The sequence below is a fragment of the Adlercreutzia muris genome (assembly GCF_008831045.1).
Lineage (GTDB): Bacteria > Actinomycetota > Coriobacteriia > Coriobacteriales > Eggerthellaceae > Adlercreutzia > Adlercreutzia muris.
Genome location: NZ_WAJS01000038.1, coordinates 1 through 18,693, shown reverse-complemented (window position 1 = coordinate 18,693; position 18,693 = coordinate 1). Strand labels below are relative to the sequence as shown.

Genomic DNA, 18,693 nt, shown 5'->3' with positions numbered 1-18,693 from the left:
GATCGGGAGCGGGGGCGGTGGGGTCGGGCTCGAGGGAATCGATGGCCCTCGGCGTTATGACGAAGGTGTCCGACCCGGGCGTGTAGGGCACCGCCTTACCATCGGCATCGTAGGAATGCACGGCGCTGGAGATTACCTTGTACTCCCCTGCGTGCGCGGGCGCGCCGTCCGCGCCGGCCTCATCGGGGCGCAGGGGACGCCAGCCGTCGGCGTCGGCGGCGGGGTCATCCGGGTCTCGAACGAAGTAGGTGTGCTCCACGTCGGCGGCAGCCGTGCTTCCATCCTTCGTAGTGGTCACCGGACCCCCGTTGGCGGTGTCGCGCACCTCCACGGGGTCTCCCACCTGGATGTCGGACGCCTGCGTATGGATGGTCTTGCCCGTTGGATCAACCGTGATCTCCACCTTGACGGCGACATCGGCACCCACCCCGTCATCCCCCTCCTCAGGGTCATCCGGCATCCCACCATACTCGATGACGTAAGTAGGAAGCGTATTGCTCGTACTCAGGTTGTTCCACTGCCCCGGAGGTCCCGATGTTGCAAAGAGTTTGAGATTGAGCTGCATGCAGGTCTCTCCGCCATTGTAGCTGTCTGGCTGCGACGGACACCAATTGACGAACGAACCGCCGATCGCATCGCCATGGTTGGTGCAGATCGGCATTCCCTTTTCCGGACCGCAGACCCAGAAGTACGCCCACTCCTCTACCGAGCCGTCGTTGAGCGGATCGGTGTATTTGCGCTCGCATGCCCCTCCGATCCACGAGTCAACGTTTACGAGAGAGTACACGAAATCGTTCTCTTGCTGACTCGTGATGGTGCAGAGATAGCCCTGCATACCCTGGTACGTACCCTTTGCAGCCGCCAGCAGCGCCTGCTCCCAGGTAACATTCGCAGCCACTACCTCGTAGTAGTGCCCATTCTCGGCGTTATAGTCATACACCTTATCTTGGGTCTTAAACGACGCGATCATGCGCAGGCTCTTGGCCGAGCCTCCGTCACCGCCCTCGGCGAGCCTGAGGCCCGAGTGCTCCTTCAGATAAGTCTCCCACTGTGCAACGGTAGCGCCCGCGGTGTTGTTCACCACCGCCGTGCCGTCCTTGCTGCCGGCTAGCACCTCGAAGCCGCTCGCGGGGTCGTTCTCCACGAGCACGGCGTCCGAGCCCACCGTAATGGCCGAAGTGAACTGGATGGTGATACTGCGGATAAGCGCCGCTGGATCGCTGGAGGTGATCTTCAGATGCGGAAACACCCAGGTATTGGCTTGACCCTCAACCTTCTCGACCGCGCCGGTGTCGATGGTGATGACCGGCTTCTCGCTGGCGCGCTCTTTTTCCGCAGCCCCTTCAGCCCGAACCTGTGGCGATGCCGCCGCGGGGGCCGCGGGCTCAGCCGCGAGGGCTAGCGATGAGCCGGACCCCCCCCCAGGCCGTATTGAAGGGAGCCGCGAGCAGCACAGCGATGGCCAGCCCGAGGGCGGCGCACATCTTCTGCTGCATGGCAGTCTCCTCTCTCTGTGCGGTTTCTGCGGCCCCGCACGGAGCCGCCTCGAATTTACTGAAAATAGCACTTCGGCATCAAGCCGTCAACAAGGGAGGGGCTCTCGCAGCCAAATCACCGTGGCTCGGTCTCCGACGAACTGCGCTGCCACCGGGCGTGGCGACAGGCAACCCCGCACATCTTCGCCGCGCCGCTGTGCTACCCTGTTTCGCATGCAATGGTACCCTGGCGATACCGCGCGCCGACGCCCGTGCCGGAACCGCGGCCGCCTTCAGGAAAGGAAGCAATCCGTGAGCAAAGCCTGCGACATCAAGGACATCAACCTGGCCGACGAGGGCCAGGCCCGCATTCTCTGGGCCGACCGCGACATGCCGGTGCTCGCTCGTATTCGCGAGCGCTTCGCCGAGGAGCGCCCGCTGGAGGGCGTGCGCATCGGCGCGTGCATGCACGTGACCACCGAGACGGCGAACCTCATGCGCGCTCTTGTGGCCTCGGGTGCCGAGGTGACCTTGTGCGCCTCGAACCCGCTGTCCACCCAGGACGACACCGCCGCCTCCCTCGTGCGCGACTACGGCGTGTCCGTGTACGCCATCGCCGGCGAGGACGCCGAGACCTACGAGCGCCACATCGCCGCGGTGGTGGCCACCAACCCGCAGATCATCATGGACGACGGCGCCGATCTGGATACGGCCCTGCACACCAAGTTCACCGACAAGCTCGCCGGGGTCATCGGCGGCACCGAGGAGACGACCACCGGCGTGGTGCGCCTCATGGCCATGGCCGCCGAGGGCGCGCTGGGCTATCCCGTCTTCAACATTAACGACGCCAACACCAAGCACTGCTTCGACAACCACTACGGCACAGGCCAGTCCACCTTGGACGGCATCGTGCGTGCGACGAACCGCCTTCTGTGCGGGCGCACCATCGTCGTGTCGGGCTACGGCTACTGCGGCAGCGGCCTGGCCCAGCGCGCCCGCGGCATGGGCATGGACGTCATCGTCTGCGAAGTTGACCCCCTGAAGGCCCTGGAGGCCCATATGGAGGGCTACCGCGTGATGAAGGCCGCCGACGCCGCCCGCTTCGCCGACGTGTGGGTCACCGTCACCGGCGACTGCAACGTCATCGACGCCCCGGCCTTCGAGGCCATGAAAGACGGCGCCATCATCTGCAACTCGGGACACTTCGACTCCGAAATCAACATGAAGTGGCTGCGCGAGCATGCCGTGAAGGTGGAGGAGCTGAAGCCGCTCGTGGAGGAGTACACCCTGCCCGACGGCCGCACCGTCACCGTGCTCGCCGAGGGGCGCCTCGTGAACCTGGCCTGCGCCGAGGGACATCCGGCCAGCGTGATGGACATGAGCTTCGCCAACCAGGCCCTGGCCGCCGAGTACCTGTTCAAGCACGCCGATGCGCTGGAGAACAAGGTGTACAACGTGCCGGCCGCCATCGATGATGACGTGGCCCGCGTGAAGCTGGAGACGTTGGGCATCGAGATCGACACTCTCACCGAGGAGCAGATCGCCTACATGAACAGCTGGAACTTCTAAACGAGCTGCTATCGGCACAGCGCAGTCGAGGAAGGGCAGTCGCTTGGCCGCCTTCTCCTCCCAGCGAAGCCCGCGGGACAGATCGCATGAATCGGGGCGCTCCCTCACGGGGCGCCCCTTCTCGTAGGCGCAGGCCGCTAGCGGGGCTTGCGCGCCTCCAGGGCCACGAGGCGGTAGGTCGCATCGTCGCCGGGCACCACAGGAACGCTCTCCCAGGCCGTCCGGCCGGCATCGGGCGAAACAGGGGAACCCTCGGTGATCACGATGTCGTCGAAGCCCGCCGCCGCGAGCAGCGCCTCGAAGGCGGGGCGCATCGGTGCGGCCTGAACGGCATTGCCAAGGGCACGGGCCGCCTCCACCACCGCGGTGCGGGCCGACGAGCGCGACGTGCCCGGCACGGCGACAACGCCCTCCCCGACCAGCACGCCTCCCGGCACCAAAGCGCGGAGGCACTCGGCAAGGGCCCGCGGCGGGTCGGCGAACAGGGCGAGCGAGGCGTTGAGGTACGCGACGTCGACCGAGCGCGGCCCAATTCCCGCAGAGGCCAAGTCCTCGGGAAATCCCTTGCAAAACGCCATGTTGCATACGGTCAGGCCGCTGCGTTCCAAAGCCCCGGGGATGCCCGCGCGGGCCGCCTCCACCGCATCGGCATCCCAATCGAGGCCGACGACGAACCCCGACGGCCCTACCAGCTCGCTCAGCTTGTAGACGCCCTTGCCCCGACGGCAGCCCACGTCCAAGACGCGCTTGCCCGCCAGCTGCCGGCGCGGCAGCTCCATATGGCAGCGGGATGGAAAACCGCCCTCCCACGAATGCCCTCCGTAGTGCTCCCGCAGCTCCTGTCGTGATTGCAATGTGCCCGCCGATGATTCCATGACGCCAGCCTTTCTCGCACGGTCCTATTATACCCACAGCGCACTATCCGGAACCCCGGGCGGTTTCTGGCTTGAAAATAACGGGTTGGGGCCGAAAAATGCCCTGCAGGGGGCCGTAACCGTCAATTTCCAGCCAGAAGCGTCATACAATCGCGCCGTTTCCTCTGGTCGCGTATTACCCTGCCCGCGAAAATGGGCGCCACCGGTTCCAAAGCCGTTATTTTCAAGCCAGAAACCGCCCGAAGCACCGCGGGCGCGTATACTGGTTGCAGCAGAACGCGACCCTGAAGGGAAGGAGCCTCTATGATCGTCACCACCACCCCCACCGTCGAGGGATACCGCATCACCGGCTACTACGGCATCGTATTCGGCGAGGTTATCACCGGCATCAACTTCCTGAAGGACTTCGGCGCCGGCATCCGCAACCTGGTGGGCGGCCGCTCGGCCGGCTACGAGGAGGAGCTCCTGCAGGCCCGCAACGAGGCCGTGGCCGAGATGCAGCAGCGGGCGACGGCCCTAGGCGCCCACGCCATCGTCGGCGTGGATATGGACTACGAGGTCCTGGGCCAGGGCAATATGCTCATGGTGACCGCCTCGGGCACCGCCGTCACCGTGGAGGCGGCGTAGGGGCGAAGCGGCGATATCCCAGGTTGCGGGCGGGCCGAAGCCCCCCTGCGGGAGTTCAGGGGAGGTTATTCCGCGAGCTTTAAGGCCTGGTCGAGCTTCTGGCTGATGACCTTGGTCACGCCGTCGCCCTGCATTGACACGCCGAACAGGGTATCGGCCATCTCCATGGTGCGGCGCTGGTGGGTGATCATGATGAGCTGGGTGTCCTCCCGCAGGCTGTTGATGTAGGCGGCCAGGCGGCGCAGGTTCGTGTCGTCGAGGGCCGCCTCCACCTCGTCCAGGATGTAGAACGGGGTCGAGCGCGTGCGGTACACCGCGAACAGGAGCGCCAGCGCCGTGAGCGACTTCTCGCCGCCGGAGAGCAGCATCATCTTCGCGATGCGCTTGCCCTTGGGCTGGGCGTTCACCTCCACGCCGGTGTTCTCCAGATCGTCCGGATCCACGAGCGACAGGTTCGCCTTGCCGCCGGGGAACAGCGTGGCGAAGATTTCCTGGAAGCTCGCGTCCACCGTCTCGTAGGTGCGAATGAAGTCGTCCTTCATGCGCTGGTCGATGACGCGGTTGATCTTCGCGAGGGACTTGCGGGCCTGATCGAGGTCGTCCAGCTGGCCGGCCAGGTAGTCGTAGCGCACCTTCAGGGCGTCGTACTCCTCGGCCGCGTCCGGGTTGATGGTGCCCAAGTTGGCGATGCGGCGGTTGATCTTGAACAGCTCGTCTTCCACCTCGGCGCGCCCCTCCAAAGGCGGTAGTGCCAGCGCCGCCTCCAGCGGCGTCTTGCAGTCCTGGGCGATGTGGTTCACCGCCGCCTCAACCTGCAGCTCCAGGCGGCCCTTCTGCACCCGGGCCTCGCTCAAGCGCTCGGTCACGGCGTCGAAGGCGGCATGGGCCTCGTGGGCGCGCCCTCGCGCCTCGGTCACCGACGCGTGCAGGCCCGTAGAGGAATCCTGGGCTGCGGCGGTCTGCTCCTCCAGGGTGCGCGTCCAGCGCTGCGCGGCGGCCACCAGCTCGCCGAACAAGGCGAGCAGCGGCTCCAGGCGCGCGGCGGACACCGTCTTCACCTGCAAGAGGGAAGCCGCCTCGGCCGAAGCGGCGGCAAGAGATTCCAGGTCGCGGGCGCGGGCATCGCGCACGCGCTCGGCGTAGGTCACCCGCTCCACGAGCGTGGCGGCGGCGAGTTTCGCCTCGGAAAGGGCGTCGGAGGTGCGATGGGCCTCGCGCCGCAGAGGCGCGAGTTCCTCCTGAAGCGCCGCTGTGCGCTCCTTGGCCGCAGCCATCTTCCCCTCCAGCTCGGCAATCTGGGCCTCGAAGGATTCCACGTTGGGGCGGGCCTTGGAGATGACCGCCTCGGCCTCGGCGCGCTGGCGCTCCACGCCTTCCAGCTCGCGCCGGCAGGCCGTCAGCTTCTCGGCCGCCGCATCGGCAGCGGCGCGGGCGGCCTCGGCGCGGCCGCGCAGGGCCGCGAGCGACTGAGAGAGCTCCAAGCTGGTAGCCTGGGCATGGCGCAGGGCCTCCTCGGCCAGACGGTGGGCCTCCTCGGCCTTGGCCACGGCCTCCTCGGCGGTCTTAAGCTGGACGCGCAGGCTCTCCAGGCGGCGGTGCCGGGCCAAAGCGCCCGTGCCCTCGTCCACCACCGAGCCGCCCACCGACACCTTGCCGGAGGGCCAGACCACCGATCCGTCGCCGGTCACGAAGCGCAGGGCCAGCGTATCGGAGGTGTGGGCCGCAAGCGCCGTATCCAGGCTCGGGCACACCACCACATCGCCCAGAAGCGCCTCCACCGCCGCCCGGTCCGCCTCGGGAAAGGAGAGCTTGGTGACAAGCGGGGTGCCCTCGGTGCCAGCCGGGGCGCGCCAGCCCTCGGCTCGGGCACCCGGACGCTGGGCATCGTCGCGCAGCAGGAAGGCCACCTCGCCCTCGGCGCCGGCCTCGGCCAACTGGGCCGCCACGGCCTCCACCACGGCCGCATCCTCAACGAGCAGCGTGGTCACATCGGCGCCGAGCAGCGTCTCCACAAGCCCCTCGAAGCCCGGTGCTGCCTGGACGACGTGGGAGAGCGGCTCGCCGATACCCGCCACCTCGTGGCCGTGCTCCACAAGCCACGCCCGGGCCTCGCCGGCCGAGGCGGCACTCGTGCGCTCCACCTCCTCGAGTGTGGAGATCTCCACCGTGAGCGCGCGGTGGGTGTCCCGCGCCTCGTCGAGGGCGGCCCGGGCCGCGTCGCGCGACTGCACGGCGGCGCCGACGGCCTGACGGGCCGCCGATTCGTCGGCCACGAGCGCGGAGAGCGCCCCGTCGGCCTCGGTTGCGACGGCAGCGGCCTCCTCGGCCTCGGCCTGCACGCGGGAAAGCTCCAGAGAAAGTTCGGCGGCGTGGCTCTCGATCACCTGCACGTGGGCCAAACCGTGGGTGAGGGCCTCGGTGTTCTCGGCGTGCTTGCGCCGGGCCACCTCGATGGCCCCGGACATCTTCTCGTTGTCCTTCGCGATGGCCGACAGCTCCCGCTCGAGCGTCCCGCGGCGGCTGCCCAGATCGCGGTAGACGCAGTCCAGGTCCGACACCTTCTTCTCGGCCGCCTCGCGCTCGCCGGCGGCCTCGTCGAACAGCGCCGTGGCGCGGGCCAGCTCGGCGGCGGCCTCGTCGGCCTTCACGCGGTTCGCCTCCTGGGAAAGCTCCAGCTCGGCGGCGCGGGCCAGCGCCGCGCGCCGCCGTTCGCGCAGCATCATGGTAGTGGAATCGAAGCGCTCCACAGCCGCAGCCGCCGCCCGGTGGCGCCGCGACAGATCTCCAGCGTCCAAGGTCTCCTGGCGCATGCGCTCCTGCAGGGCCTCCACCTCAGCCTCAGCCGCCTCGATGGCTCCTCGGCGCTCTTCCATCTGCGCCGCCAGCTCCGCCTCGCGAGCCTGGGCGGCATCCCACTGGCCCTGGAGCTGGCGCAGGTCGTCCACGGCGATCATGAGGCTCATCTCGGCCTGCTGCACTGCCAGCTCCTGGTAGGTGCGGGCCTTCTTCGCCTTGCGCTCCAAAGGCCCCAGCTGCCGGGCCACCTCCCCCACCACGTCGCGGGCCCGCAGCAGGTGCTGGTCCATATTGGCCAGCTTGCGCTCGCTCTTGGCCTTGCGCTGCTTGTGCTTGAGCACGCCTGCGGCCTCCTCGATGAGCGCGCGGCGGTCCTCCGGCTTGCTCTGGAGGATGGAATCCAGCGACCCCTGGGAGATAATGGAATGGGTGCCGGTGCCCAGGCCCGAGTCGTGCAGGATGTCCAGCACGTCCATGCGCCGGGCCACAGTGCCGTTGATGAGGTACTCGCTCTCGCCGTTGCGGTACATGCGCCGGGTGATGGCCACCTCGTCGTAGTCCACCGGCAGCGTGCCGTCGGAGTTGTCCAGCACGAGATCCACCTCGGCCAGGCCCGCCCCGCCGCGCCCCGAGGAGCCGGCGAAGATAACGTCTTCCATAGCCTGGCCGCGCAGGTTCTTGGCGTTGCGCTCGCCGAGCACCCACAGAACGGCATCGGAGATGTTCGACTTGCCGGAGCCGTTGGGGCCCACGATGGCCGTGATGCCCGGCTCCATGGACAGCACGCTGCGGTCGGCGAAGGACTTGAAGCCCTTCAGAACGAGTGATTTCAGATACATGGGCGCCTAGTCCTGCTTCCTCTTGGCGGCGCGGCTCGCGGCCTTCTCCTCGGCCCGGGCGGCCTTCTCGGCGGCGCGGGCGGCCACCTTGGCCGCCTTCTCCTCGGCCCGGGCCGCCTTCTCGGCAGCGGCCTTCTCGGCGCGCTCGGCCTGCTGCTCGCCCGTCAGCCCGATGCCGAAGAACTCCGAGAGCCGGGCCAAGGTGGATTTGGCCGCCTGGCTCTCGGCCTCCTTCTTCGTGCGTCCCACGCCCTGGGCAAGGCCCTTGTCACCGGCGTACACCTGGGCGACGAAGGTGCGGTCGTGGGGCGGCCCTTGGGTCTCCACGAGCCTGTAGGTGGGGGTGATGCCGCCCTCCTGGAGCTTCTCCTGCAGGGCGCTCTTGGGGTTCTCCGGCTCGCGGGCCAGGGACAGCGACATCTTCGGAATGAGCGTGCGCTCCACAAAGGCGCCGGCCACATCCACGCCGCCGTCGAGGTACAGGGCGGCCACCACGGCCTCGTAGACGTTCTCCAGCGCCGAGTGCAGGCCGCGCCGGCCGGTGCCGGTCTCCGAGGAGCCGAACACGATGATGTCGGCGAAGCCGAGCTTCTCGGCCACCCCGGACAGGCTCGCCCCGGACACGAGGGCCACCTTGATGCGCGTGAGGCCCCCCTCGTCCAGATCGGGGAAGCGGTGGAAGGCCTCGTTGGCCACGAGCGCCCCCAGAATGGAATCGCCGAGGAACTCGAGGCGCTCGTAGGAGAACTTCACCGAGCGCCCCTCGGTGGCGGAAGGATGGGTGATGGCGGACAGGAGGTACTGGGTGTTGTCGAACTCGTACCCCAGGATCTCCTGGGCCCGGGCCAACTTGGTCTGCTGCTCGTCGGTCAGGCTCATCGCGCATCCGAGGCCGCAGCCTCCCCTTCCCCGCCCGCAGGCGTCCTAGCAGCGGCAGCGGCAGTGTCGCCAACGGCCGGGGCAGCGCCATCGGCCGCGGCAGCGCCTTCGGCTGCAACGGCTGCCGGTGCCGCCTTCTCCGCGCGGCCCACGGTGGCAGCGATGACGCCGGCCACATCGGCCCGCACCGCGGCGGCGGCCACGGCGATGCCGTTCTTAATGGCGGTGGCGTTGGAGGATCCGTGGCCCACGATGACGGCCCCCTTCACGCCGAGCAGGGGCGCACCGCCGTAGGTGTCCGGCGAGAGCTTGACCTTGAGCGCGGAGAGGTTCCCCTTCACGAGCAGGGCCCCCAGCTTCGAGGGCAGCGAGCCCATAAGGGCGTCCTTCACGTACTTGAACAGGGTCTTTGCCGTGCCCTCGATGGTCTTCAGGCACACGTTGCCGGTAAATCCGTCGCAAACCACCACGTCGAAGGCACCGGCCATAAGATCGCCCCCCTCGCAATTGCCTGCGAACTGGGGCACCGAGGCGGCCAGCAGCCCGTGGGCCTTCTGAGCGAACTCGTTGCCCTTGGTGTCCTCCGAGCCGATGTTCAAAAGCCCCACCCGCGGGCTTTCCACCCCCATGATGGCCTCCATGTACACGGCGCCCATCTGGGCGAACTGCACGAGATACTCCGGCTTGCAGTCGGCGTTGGCCCCCACGTCGATGAGCAGGCAGGGGCGCTGGTAGGCCGGCAGCACCTGGCCCAAGGCCGGGCGCTTCACGCCCTTCACGCGGCCCACCACCAAGGTGGCGGCGGCCAGGCAGGCCCCGGTGGAGCCGGCGGAGAAGAAGCCGGCGGCCGCGCCCTCTTTCACGAGACGGCAGCCCACCACGATGGACGAGTCCTTCTTGGCGCGCACGGCATTGGCCGGGTGCTCGGCCATGGCGATGACCTCGGTGGCGACCACGGCGCTCACGCGATCGTGGGCGGCGGCGAAGGGCTCCACCTCCCTAGCGGGACCCACGAGCACGAGGTGCAGGTCGGGATCGGCCTGGAGCGCCTGGGACGCGCCGGCGAGCACCACAGAGGGCCCGAGATCGCCCCCCATGACGTCCACGGCGATGGTTACAGATTCAGCCACGAATATACTCCTTGCTAAACGCGGACGTTGCGTCCCCGATCCTACCCGCGCAAGCCGTGGGCACGGTCGGAGGCGCGGCGACCTATAGTCAAAAAGCCCCCTGGCAAACCAGGCTCTTTCAGCTTGGCATGCGAGGAGGCTTTGCCGACATCACGGAAGGGCGCAGGCACCTTCCGTGACCGTCAACAGCGTGAGAACTAATCGACTTCGATGACCTCGCGGTCGCGATAGAAGCCGCAGTTGCCGCACACGCGGTGGGGAAGCTTCACTTCGCCGCACTGCGGGCACACGGAACGGGCGGGCATCGAAATCTTGTCGTTGGTGCTGCGACGGGCATGGGTGCGGGCACGGCCCATTTTGCGCTTAGGTACTGCCATCTCGATTACTCCTTCTATAGCTGGAACGACAGGTGCCGTTCACAACCTCTTGTGTAAACGCACGATCTGGTATGTTATCAAACCCGCACCGCCGTCGCAAGGGGGAATATATCCCGATTTCGCCAACGGCACGGGTTTTCCAAATTCCCTAGATCACCAGCGTCGCGATGCGCAGCAGGAACAGGGCGGCGGCGATCCACATGACCCAGTGGACGTCCTTGGCGCGGCCCTGGCAGATGCGCACGACGACGAAGGCCAGAATGCCGAACATGATGCCGTTGGCGATGGAGTAGGTAAAGGGCATCATGATGATGGCCAAAAAGCCGCCGACGGCCCCGGCCGCATCCTCGGAGAAGTCCATCTTGGTGACCGAGGACATCATGAGCAGGCCCACCCACACGAGCGCCGGCATGGTAGCGAAGCTGGGGATGGCCAGAAAGATCGGCGAGAGCACCAGCGCCGCGATGAACAGCAGGCCGGTCACGAGAGCCGTGAGGCCCGTGCGGCCGCCCGCGGCCACGCCGGCGCTGCTCTCCACGTAGCTCGTCGTGGTGGAGGTGCCCACGCAGGCGCCCACCACGGTACCCACCGCATCAGCCATGAGGGCCTCCTTGGCCCGGGGCAGGCGCCCCTCCTTGTCGAGCAGGCCGCCCTTGCTGGCCACGCCGATGAGGGTGCCGGCCGTGTCGAACAGGTCGACGAACAGGAATGCGAACACGATGACCGCGAAATCGACGATGTGGCTCAGGGCGAAGTCGAAGTCGAAGGCGAACAAATAGGGAGCCTGGAGGTTGATGCCCTCGGCGAAGCTCGGAATGAGCGAGTACACGCCTGCGGCCGGATCCACCTCGTACCAGCCGATGAGCTGGGCGACGATGCCGAGCAGCCAGGTGCCGAGAATGCCCCACAGGATGTAGCCGGGTACCCGGTAGCTGTACATGACGGCCACGGCCACCAGGCCGATGACCGACAGGGCCACCTGAGGCGTGGCGAAGGAGCCCAGGTCGATCAGCGTAGAGGGGTTGTCCACCACGACCCCGGCATTGGCCAAGCCCACCAGGGCAATGAACAGGCCGATACCGGCGGCGATGCCCATCTTCAGGTTCTCGGGCACATCATTCACGAGGGCCTCGCGGAACTTGCAGAGGGTGAGCAGAATGAAGATGATGCCCTCCACGAGCACGGCCGTCAGCGCGATGGTCCAGGGATCCTGGATGCCCTGCTCGGCCATGGGCACGCAGACCGAGTAGGCGAAGTAGGCGTTCAGGCCCATGCCGCTGGCCAGGGCGATGGGGTAGTTCGCGTAGAAGGCCATGAACAGGGTACCGAAGGCCGCCGAGATGGCCGTGGCCGTGAACACCGCCCCCGGCTCCATGCCCGATGCGGACAGGATGGAGGGGTTGACGGCCAAGATGTACACCATGGACAAGAAGGTGATGGTGCCGGCCATCACTTCCGTTTTCACCGTGGTGCCGTGCTCCTTCAACTTGAAGGTGCGCTCGAAGAACTGCTCCATGGGCTCTCTTTCTCGCGGAAAAACACTACGGCGCTATTATGACGCAACGACGCGAAACGGCAAGGTAACAGCTTGCCTAAGCGTCGAACTTGAAGTCCTTCAAGGCCGCGAAGGGGTTGTCCTCCCCCACGGGGCCGTCGTCGCACTGGCAGGGCCCCTCGTTCAGATTCGCACCGCAGCGGGGACACAGGCCCCGGCAGTCGTCGTCGCACAGGGGCACGAGGGGCAGCTCCAGCAGCAGCGCCTGCTCTACCAGGGGCACCAGGTCGATGGCATGGCTCTCGGAGAGCACCTCGAACTCGTCGCCCTCCAGGTCCTCGGGAGCCTCGATGCGGTCGCCCGCAGCGAGGAAGTAGCCCTCGATATCGCCTTCCAGATCGTAGGGCACGTCCTCCAGGCAACGGGCGCAGCCCGTGAGCGCCCGGGCGCTGGCCTGCCCCATGACGAGCAGGGCCTCGCCGGTGTTGGTGACGTCCACGGCCCAGGACACCGGGCCGTCGAAGCGGTAGGTATCGGGGCCGGCGGCCAGCTCGGCCAGGGACAGCTCCCCCTCGAAGTGACGGCTCTCGGCAGTCTCGAACAGCTCATCGGGAATATGAATGATCGCGGGATTCTCGGTTCTCGCCATAGGGGCTCCTTCCTTCCAAATAAAAGGGCGCACCTTCCCGGTGCGCCCCCGAAACTTCTGTGGACCTGCGGCTACCGCGCGTTGAGCGAGGTGGCGTTCAGGCGGTCGCGGCAGCGGCGCGTGTTGTTCAGCAGCGTATCGAGGCTCTGCTCGATATGGCCGAACACCTCATCGGCATAGTCCTCGGCGCCGGCGCGGGTCTGGCGCTCCAGCTCGCGGGCATCGGCCAGGATGGTATCGGCCTGCTGCTGGGAGATACGCACGATCTCCTGCTCGCTGGCGATGGTGATGGCCTGGCTGCGGGCGTCTTCGATCATGCGATTGGCCTCCACCTCGGCATCGTCCAGAAGGCTCTGGCGCTCGCGCACGATCTGACGGGCCTGGGAGAACTCAGCGGGGAACAAATCGCGGATCTCGTCCATGATGTCGAAGGCAGCGGCAATGTCCACCTGGCGCAGGTTGCTCTTGCCGAAAACGGGCTTGGCGTCCTCGAGCAGAATCGAGAGCTCCTCGAGCAGCCCCAACACTCCGGTTTCGTCCATTGATGTTCCTTCCTGACTATGCCACGGCTCCGGCCAGCGCTTGCGCTCACGGCCTCTGCACGCAATCCATCCATGATGAGTTTTTCTATTCTAACATGATGGAGAAGCTATGTAATACAACGGTCACCCCGTGCACAAACGCTCCATGATGTGCTCCGACGGCCTTTTAGGCATCCGCCGCCGCAACGGACTCCATGAGGTCGATGGCCGTGTCGCCGAAGCGGCGGTGGGAGAAGATGCGCCAGCTCCGCTCGGCGGCCAGGGCCTCCACGGTATCGTCATCGACGCCGTCGTGCTCGTAGCTGACGATGGCGGCCGGGGCCAGAAGGCCCGCTTCCCGCAAACGGCCCATGAACCCGAGCACCTCGGAGGGAGCCAGGGCGTAGGGCGGATCCAGGAACACCAGGTCGAAGGGGTCGTCGGCCATCGGCATCGGCAGCCGCTTGAGCACGTCGCCGCGCACGAGGCGCGCCCGTTCGCGGCCGAGCCCCAAGGTGCGCAGGTTGCGCTCGATGACCGAGGCGGCCTCGCGGCCCTGCTCGCAGAAGACGGCCGCCGCGGCCCCGCGGGAGAGCGACTCCATTCCCAGGCCCCCCGAGCCGGCGAAGGCATCAAGCACCACCGCATCCTCGAAGCCGCCCCGGGCCGAGTTCAGGGCGCTCATGAGCGATTCCCGCACCCGGTCCGTCGTCGGGCGCGTGCCCTGGCCCTTGGGCACCTCCAGCCGCCGCCCCCGAAATTCCCCCGCAATAATGCGCATGTTCAGCCTCCTGCCACCACTTCCCCGGAAAACGCGATGCGCACCTCCCGGGCGAGGGCCCGGTGGTCGGGCTCCTCCAAGTTGGGATCGATATCCAGCAGGGCCGCCGCGTCGGCGTGGGCCGCCTCGATGATGGCGCCGTCCCGCATGATGTTCACGAGCTTGAGCCCGCTGGCTCCGTGCTGGCGGTTGCCGAGGATGTCGCCCTCGCGGCGCAGGGACAGGTCGAAGGCGGCCAGCTCGAAGCCGTCATCGGTGGTCTCCATGGCCGCCAGGCGCGCGAGGGACTCCTCCCGGGTGGAGGCGGAGACGAGGAACACCTCGGCCGCCTTGGTGCCGCGGCCCACGCGACCCCGCAGCTGGTGGAGCTGGGCCAGGCCGAAGCGATCGGCATCCTGCACGATCATCACCGTGGCGTTGGGCACGTCCACGCCCACCTCGATGACCGTGGTGGCCACGAGCACGTCCACCGCCCCGTCGCGGAACCGCTCCATCACCTCCCGCTTCGCCTCGGTGCCCATGGCGCCGTGGAGCAGGGCCACGGTGAAATCGGGGAAGGTGGTCTTCTGGAGCACCTCGGCCTCCCGGGTGGCGGCGGTCACATCGTCGTCGGCGAAGTCGGCCTCCCCCTCGATGGCCACGGCCGGATGGTACTCCTCCCCCGCCGCATCGGCGTCGGACCTTTTGCCGGCGGCCTTCCCGTCGCGCTCCTCGGTGCCCTTGCCCACGAGCGGGCACACCACGTAGACCTGCTCGCCCCGCTCCAGGGCCGCCCGGGCCGCGTCCAGCGCCTCGCCCTGGAGCTCCCGCGGCAGCACGCGGGTGGTGCGGGAGACGGCGTCGTGGGGCCGGTGCTTGATGTAGGACAGGGTGAGATTGCCGTAGAGGGCCAGGGCCAACGTGCGCGGGATAGGGGTGGCCGTGAGGTAGAGGGCATCGGGGGCCTCCCCCTTGGCCAACAGTTTCGCCCGCTGGTCCACGCCGAAGCGCTGCTGCTCATCGATGACGGCCAGAGACAGCCGGGCCGGCCGCACGTCGTCGGACAGCAGGGCGTGGGTGCCGATGAGCACATCAAGCTCGCCGGCGGCGAAGCGCTCAGTGATGGAGGCGCGCTCCGGGGCCGCAGTCGAGCCCGTGAGCAGGGCACAGCCCACGCCCGCTGCCTCGAGGAGGGCGCCGAGCCCCTCGGCATGCTGGCGGGCCAGCACCTCGGTGGGAGCCAGGAGCATGGCCTGGCAGCCGCTGTCGGCGGCTGCGGCCAGGGCGAAGCCGGCCACGACGGTCTTGCCCGTGCCCACGTCGCCCAGAAGCATATGGTTGGCCGCCGTCGGCGCGGCGAGCACCCCCAAGATATCGTCCCGCGCCCGTTCCTGCTCGCCGGTGAGGACGAAGGGCAGCGCCCCGGCAAAGGCCGCCACACGGGGACCGTCCACGATATGGGCCACGGCCTCGCGGTCCCGGGCTCGCTCGGCCCCCTCCTGCATGAGGAAGAGCTCCAGATACAGCAGCTCCTCGTAGACGAGCCGGCGCCGGGCCTCATCGGCCTCGGCCGGCGTGGCCGGGAAATGGATGGCGGTCAGGGCGGCCTGCCGCCCCATGAGGCGATAGCGCAGGCGCAGCCCCAGGGGCAGCGGGTCGAAGACGCCCCGGATCTCCTCCAGGCCGTTGGCCACGATGCGGCGCACCCACGCGGCCGAAAGCTTCTCGGTGGCCGGGTGCACCGGCACCACGGTGCCGGTCAAGGCCGGCCCTTCCCCGCCCCCGATCACCTCGATGAAGGGGTTGGTCATGCGCTTGTAGCCGTAGTCGAAGGTCACCTTGCCCGATACGGCCACCGCATCCCCGGCCTTGATCTGGTCCATGAGCCACGGCTGGCGAAAAGCAGTCACCACGATGATGCCCGTGCCGTCCACCAGGGCAATTTCCACGAGCTTCAGGTTGTAACGGGGCTTCTTCAGCTTGATCTCATGCACGGTGCCGCGAATGGTGCACGTCTCGCCGATACGGGCGCTCGCGCAGCTCTCCACGCTCGACAAGTCGATATAGGATCGGGGGAAGTGGGTCACCAGATCGCGCACCGTGCGAATACCCAGCTTCTCTAAGGCCTTCGCCCGGGCAGGACTGACCAAACGGACCCGATTGACGGGCCCGTCCAACGCCAACGTTGCTTTTTCACGGTCGATGGGCAAATCCATTCCCCTTTTTTCGTTTTGCCGAAGGGACGCGCCCGAGAAAATCAGCGAGGTTTCGACAGGTGCCTGGCATTGCGTTGAAAAGCGGCTGAGCGCACTTCGTTGCGCGAGGGCAAGCCTTGAAGCGCAAGGCCGGGTGCCTGTCGGAACCGCAGCGTCAAGGTCGAATAAAACGAAAGCTCTATTCGACAGAGAAGACAATCGGGTACAAAGGCTGCTCGCCGCGCTGGGCGTCCACCTCCAGATCCTCGTAGGCCTCTTCCACGGATTCGACCAGGGCCTCCAGATCCTCGTCGGAATAGCCCTCGCCGGCCAGGATGGTGCAGGTGTCGGCCTCATCGGCCTCCATCTTTTCCAGCAGGGTGAGCACCGCTCCCTCGATGGTGGAGTCCACAGCCTCGATGGAGCCGTCGGCAATGCCGATGACGTCGCCCTCGGCAATGGGGTTGCCCGCAGCGTCCTTGGAGTCGCGGGTGGCCCAGGTGACCTCGCCGGTCTTCACCGCGGCGGCCGCGGCGGCCATCTCCTCCACGTTGGTCTCGAGGGAGGCGTCCTGGTCGACGCAGAACAGGGCCGAGAAGGCCTGGGGCACCGACTTGGTGGGCACCACGGCGCAGGGGGTGTCGGACAGCTCGGCGGCGGAGTTCGCGGCCATGATGATGTTGGAGTTGTTCGGCAAGATGATGACGGCCTCGGCGTTCACGGCACCGACGGCGTCCAGCAGGTCCTTGGTGGAGGGGTTCATGGTCTGACCGCCCGAGACGACCACATCGACCCCGAGGCTCTTCAGAATAGCGGCGTTGCCCTCGCCGGCGGCCACGGCCACAAAGCCCACGGGCCTGCGCTCGGCCTCCTCCTCGGCGGCCAGCTTCTCGGTGCGCTCGGCGGACTGCATCTGCATGTTGTGGATGAACACCTCGGAGATCTGGCCGTGGTTCAGGAAGTAGGCCAGCACCTTGTCCGGGTGGTCGGAGTGCACGTGCACCTTGAACTTCGGCACGTCGCCCACGCACAGCTCGCAGTCGCCCATGGTGCCGAGGAATTCCAAGGCCGCCTCGCGATCGAGGCTGTCGGAGTCCACGAGGAACTCGTTGCAGTAGCGGTACTGGGAGCCCTCCCAATCGTTCACCTGCTCGATCTCCACCTTCGGGTGGGCCCCGCGGGCGAAGGACAGCTCGTCGACCATGGTGCCCGCCCGCCCCAGCAGGGCGGCGGCGAAGGCGTCGAAGAGGATGGCCAGGCCGAAGCCGCCGGCATCCACCACGCCGTGCTCCTTGAGCACGGGCAGCAGGTCGGGAGTGCGCTGCACCGAGGCATAGGCCTCGGCCACGATGGCATCGAGGGCGGCATCGGTCTCCAGCTCCTCCTCGGCGGCGTTCTTGGCCGCGGCGGCCGCATCGCGCAGCACCGTGAGGATGGTGCCCTCCACCGGCTTGCGCACGGCCTGGAAGGCCACCTCCACAGCCTTGGCGAAGGCGGCGGCCACGGTAGCGGCGTTGAAGGCCTCGGCTCCTTGGGCGCCCTCGCACAGGCCGCGCAGGATCTGAGAGGTGATGACGCCGGAATTGCCGCGGGCCCCCATGAGGGCGCCGGTGGTGATGGCCTTGCGGATCTCGGCGCCCGTGGCGCCGATGGGCAGGCTGGCGGCATTGGACACGACGCTCTGGATGGTGAGCGACATGTTGGTGCCGGTGTCGCCGTCGGGCACGGGGAACACGTTGAGGCGGTTGACCTCTTCCTTGCGCTCCTCGAGGGACTTGGCGGCGGCGGCCACGGCGTTCAAGATGTTATTGGAAGAATAGGTAGTAGACATGAGAGGTTGTTTCTCCTTCATGAGGGCGGCGCGGTGGAACGGACGGTTCCCGGCACCCAGCTCGACGGGGCCTAGCGGCGCACCTTGACATCCATGACGTGCACGTCCACGCCAGCCAGCGGCACCCGTGCGTACTCCTTGAGCGCGAAGCTGACCTGGTCGATCAGGTTGCGCGACACCGTGGCGATGTTGGTGCCGTACTCCACGATGATGTAGAGGTCCACGTGCACGCCCTCGTCGAGGCTGTTCACCACCACCCCGCGGCGCAGGCGGCTGGCGGGCAGAATCTTGGCGATGCCGTCGGCGGCGTTGGGGGCGCACACGCCCACTACGCCGTAGCACTCCATGGCGGCATTGCCGACCAGATCGGCGAGCACGTCGTTGGCGACGTGCAGATTGCCGGAAATCGCAGAACTCATGGGAGGCGTCCTTTCCTCTGAGTTATTCGTGAGCTTAACGGGAAAAGTATAGCGCATGGAAGATGGCGCGAAGGTTACCCGCGGTTGACCGTCGGGCATAATCCACAAACCTGGGGTCCAAACGGAAAAAGAGTCAATTTGCGAGGTTAGCCGAACGGCCCCTTCCAGAGCGAGGATTCCTCCGCACTCAGCTGAACAGTTCAGCTGAGTATGAGAATGGCCCTTGCAGGACCGACACTGCGGCATGGGGATGCGG

General features: G+C 67.3%; 15 protein-coding genes. 2 read left to right on the top strand and 13 right to left on the bottom strand.

Features of this window, described 5'->3' with window-relative positions:
- A partial coding sequence (locus F8D48_RS10160) for a C-type lectin-like domain-containing protein (RefSeq protein WP_205717381.1) occupies positions 1-1,249 on the bottom strand: 1,249 nt, incomplete at its 3' end.
- A gap of 538 nt (positions 1,250-1,787) precedes the next feature.
- On the opposite strand from F8D48_RS10160, the gene ahcY reads away from it, so the two are divergent.
- Complete coding sequence (gene ahcY, locus F8D48_RS10155; RefSeq protein WP_240806312.1) at positions 1,788-3,044, top strand: adenosylhomocysteinase; 1,257 nt, start codon at positions 1,788-1,790, stop codon at positions 3,042-3,044.
- A gap of 137 nt (positions 3,045-3,181) precedes the next feature.
- Here the strand turns inward: ahcY and F8D48_RS10150 are convergent, their stop codons facing one another.
- Positions 3,182-3,919, bottom strand: coding sequence for a methyltransferase domain-containing protein (locus F8D48_RS10150; RefSeq protein ID WP_151431779.1), 738 nt, complete (start codon positions 3,917-3,919; stop codon positions 3,182-3,184).
- Positions 3,920-4,222: 303 nt separating this feature from the next.
- Between F8D48_RS10150 and F8D48_RS10145 the strand changes: the two genes are divergently transcribed.
- On the top strand, positions 4,223-4,546 hold the full coding sequence (locus F8D48_RS10145; RefSeq protein ID WP_151431777.1) for a putative heavy metal-binding protein: 324 nt from the start codon (positions 4,223-4,225) through the stop codon (positions 4,544-4,546).
- A 65-nt stretch (positions 4,547-4,611) separates the two neighbouring features.
- Here F8D48_RS10145 and smc read toward each other — a convergent pair whose 3' ends face one another.
- The 11 genes from smc to F8D48_RS10090 all read right to left on the bottom strand — a co-directional run bounded on the left by smc (position 4,612) and on the right by F8D48_RS10090 (position 18,437).
- On the bottom strand, positions 4,612-8,181 hold the full coding sequence (gene smc, locus F8D48_RS10140) for a chromosome segregation protein SMC (protein WP_151431775.1): 3,570 nt from the start codon (positions 8,179-8,181) through the stop codon (positions 4,612-4,614).
- Between the two features lie 6 nt (positions 8,182-8,187).
- On the bottom strand, positions 8,188-9,060 hold the full coding sequence (gene rnc, locus F8D48_RS10135; protein WP_135971453.1) for a ribonuclease III: 873 nt from the start codon (positions 9,058-9,060) through the stop codon (positions 8,188-8,190).
- Complete coding sequence (plsX, locus tag F8D48_RS10130; protein WP_257475610.1) at positions 9,057-10,190, bottom strand: phosphate acyltransferase PlsX; 1,134 nt, start codon at positions 10,188-10,190, stop codon at positions 9,057-9,059. Before plsX ends, rnc begins: the two co-directional genes overlap by 4 nt.
- 197 nt (positions 10,191-10,387) lie before the next feature.
- The gene (gene rpmF, locus F8D48_RS10125; RefSeq protein ID WP_135971493.1) at positions 10,388-10,567 is read right to left on the bottom strand and encodes a 50S ribosomal protein L32; all 180 of its coding nucleotides are present in this window, start codon (positions 10,565-10,567) and stop codon (positions 10,388-10,390) included.
- 148 nt (positions 10,568-10,715) lie between these two features.
- Positions 10,716-12,083 (bottom strand): NCS2 family permease, encoded by a 1,368-nt coding sequence (locus F8D48_RS10120; RefSeq protein ID WP_151431771.1) that lies wholly within the window; start codon positions 12,081-12,083, stop codon positions 10,716-10,718.
- 76 nt (positions 12,084-12,159) lie between these two features.
- Positions 12,160-12,711 carry a YceD family protein gene (locus F8D48_RS10115; protein WP_135971491.1) on the bottom strand — a complete coding sequence of 184 codons (552 nt, stop codon included), beginning with the start codon at positions 12,709-12,711 and terminating at the stop codon, positions 12,160-12,162.
- Between the two features lie 71 nt (positions 12,712-12,782).
- A complete protein-coding gene (locus F8D48_RS10110) occupies positions 12,783-13,253 on the bottom strand; it encodes an ATP synthase subunit B family protein (RefSeq protein ID WP_135971490.1) in 471 nt (156 codons plus the stop codon).
- Between the two features lie 166 nt (positions 13,254-13,419).
- On the bottom strand, positions 13,420-14,013 hold the full coding sequence (gene rsmD, locus F8D48_RS10105) for a 16S rRNA (guanine(966)-N(2))-methyltransferase RsmD (RefSeq protein ID WP_151431769.1): 594 nt from the start codon (positions 14,011-14,013) through the stop codon (positions 13,420-13,422).
- Positions 14,014-14,015: 2 nt separating this feature from the next.
- The gene (locus F8D48_RS10100) at positions 14,016-16,208 is read right to left on the bottom strand and encodes an ATP-dependent DNA helicase RecG (protein ID WP_151431767.1); all 2,193 of its coding nucleotides are present in this window, start codon (positions 16,206-16,208) and stop codon (positions 14,016-14,018) included.
- 178 nt (positions 16,209-16,386) lie between these two features.
- Positions 16,387-18,018: a DAK2 domain-containing protein gene (locus tag F8D48_RS10095; protein ID WP_151431765.1), complete on the bottom strand. Its 1,632-nt coding sequence runs from the start codon at positions 18,016-18,018 to the stop codon at positions 16,387-16,389.
- A gap of 71 nt (positions 18,019-18,089) precedes the next feature.
- Positions 18,090-18,437 (bottom strand): Asp23/Gls24 family envelope stress response protein, encoded by a 348-nt coding sequence (locus F8D48_RS10090; protein WP_016308563.1) that lies wholly within the window; start codon positions 18,435-18,437, stop codon positions 18,090-18,092.
- Positions 18,438-18,693 lie beyond the last annotated feature (256 nt).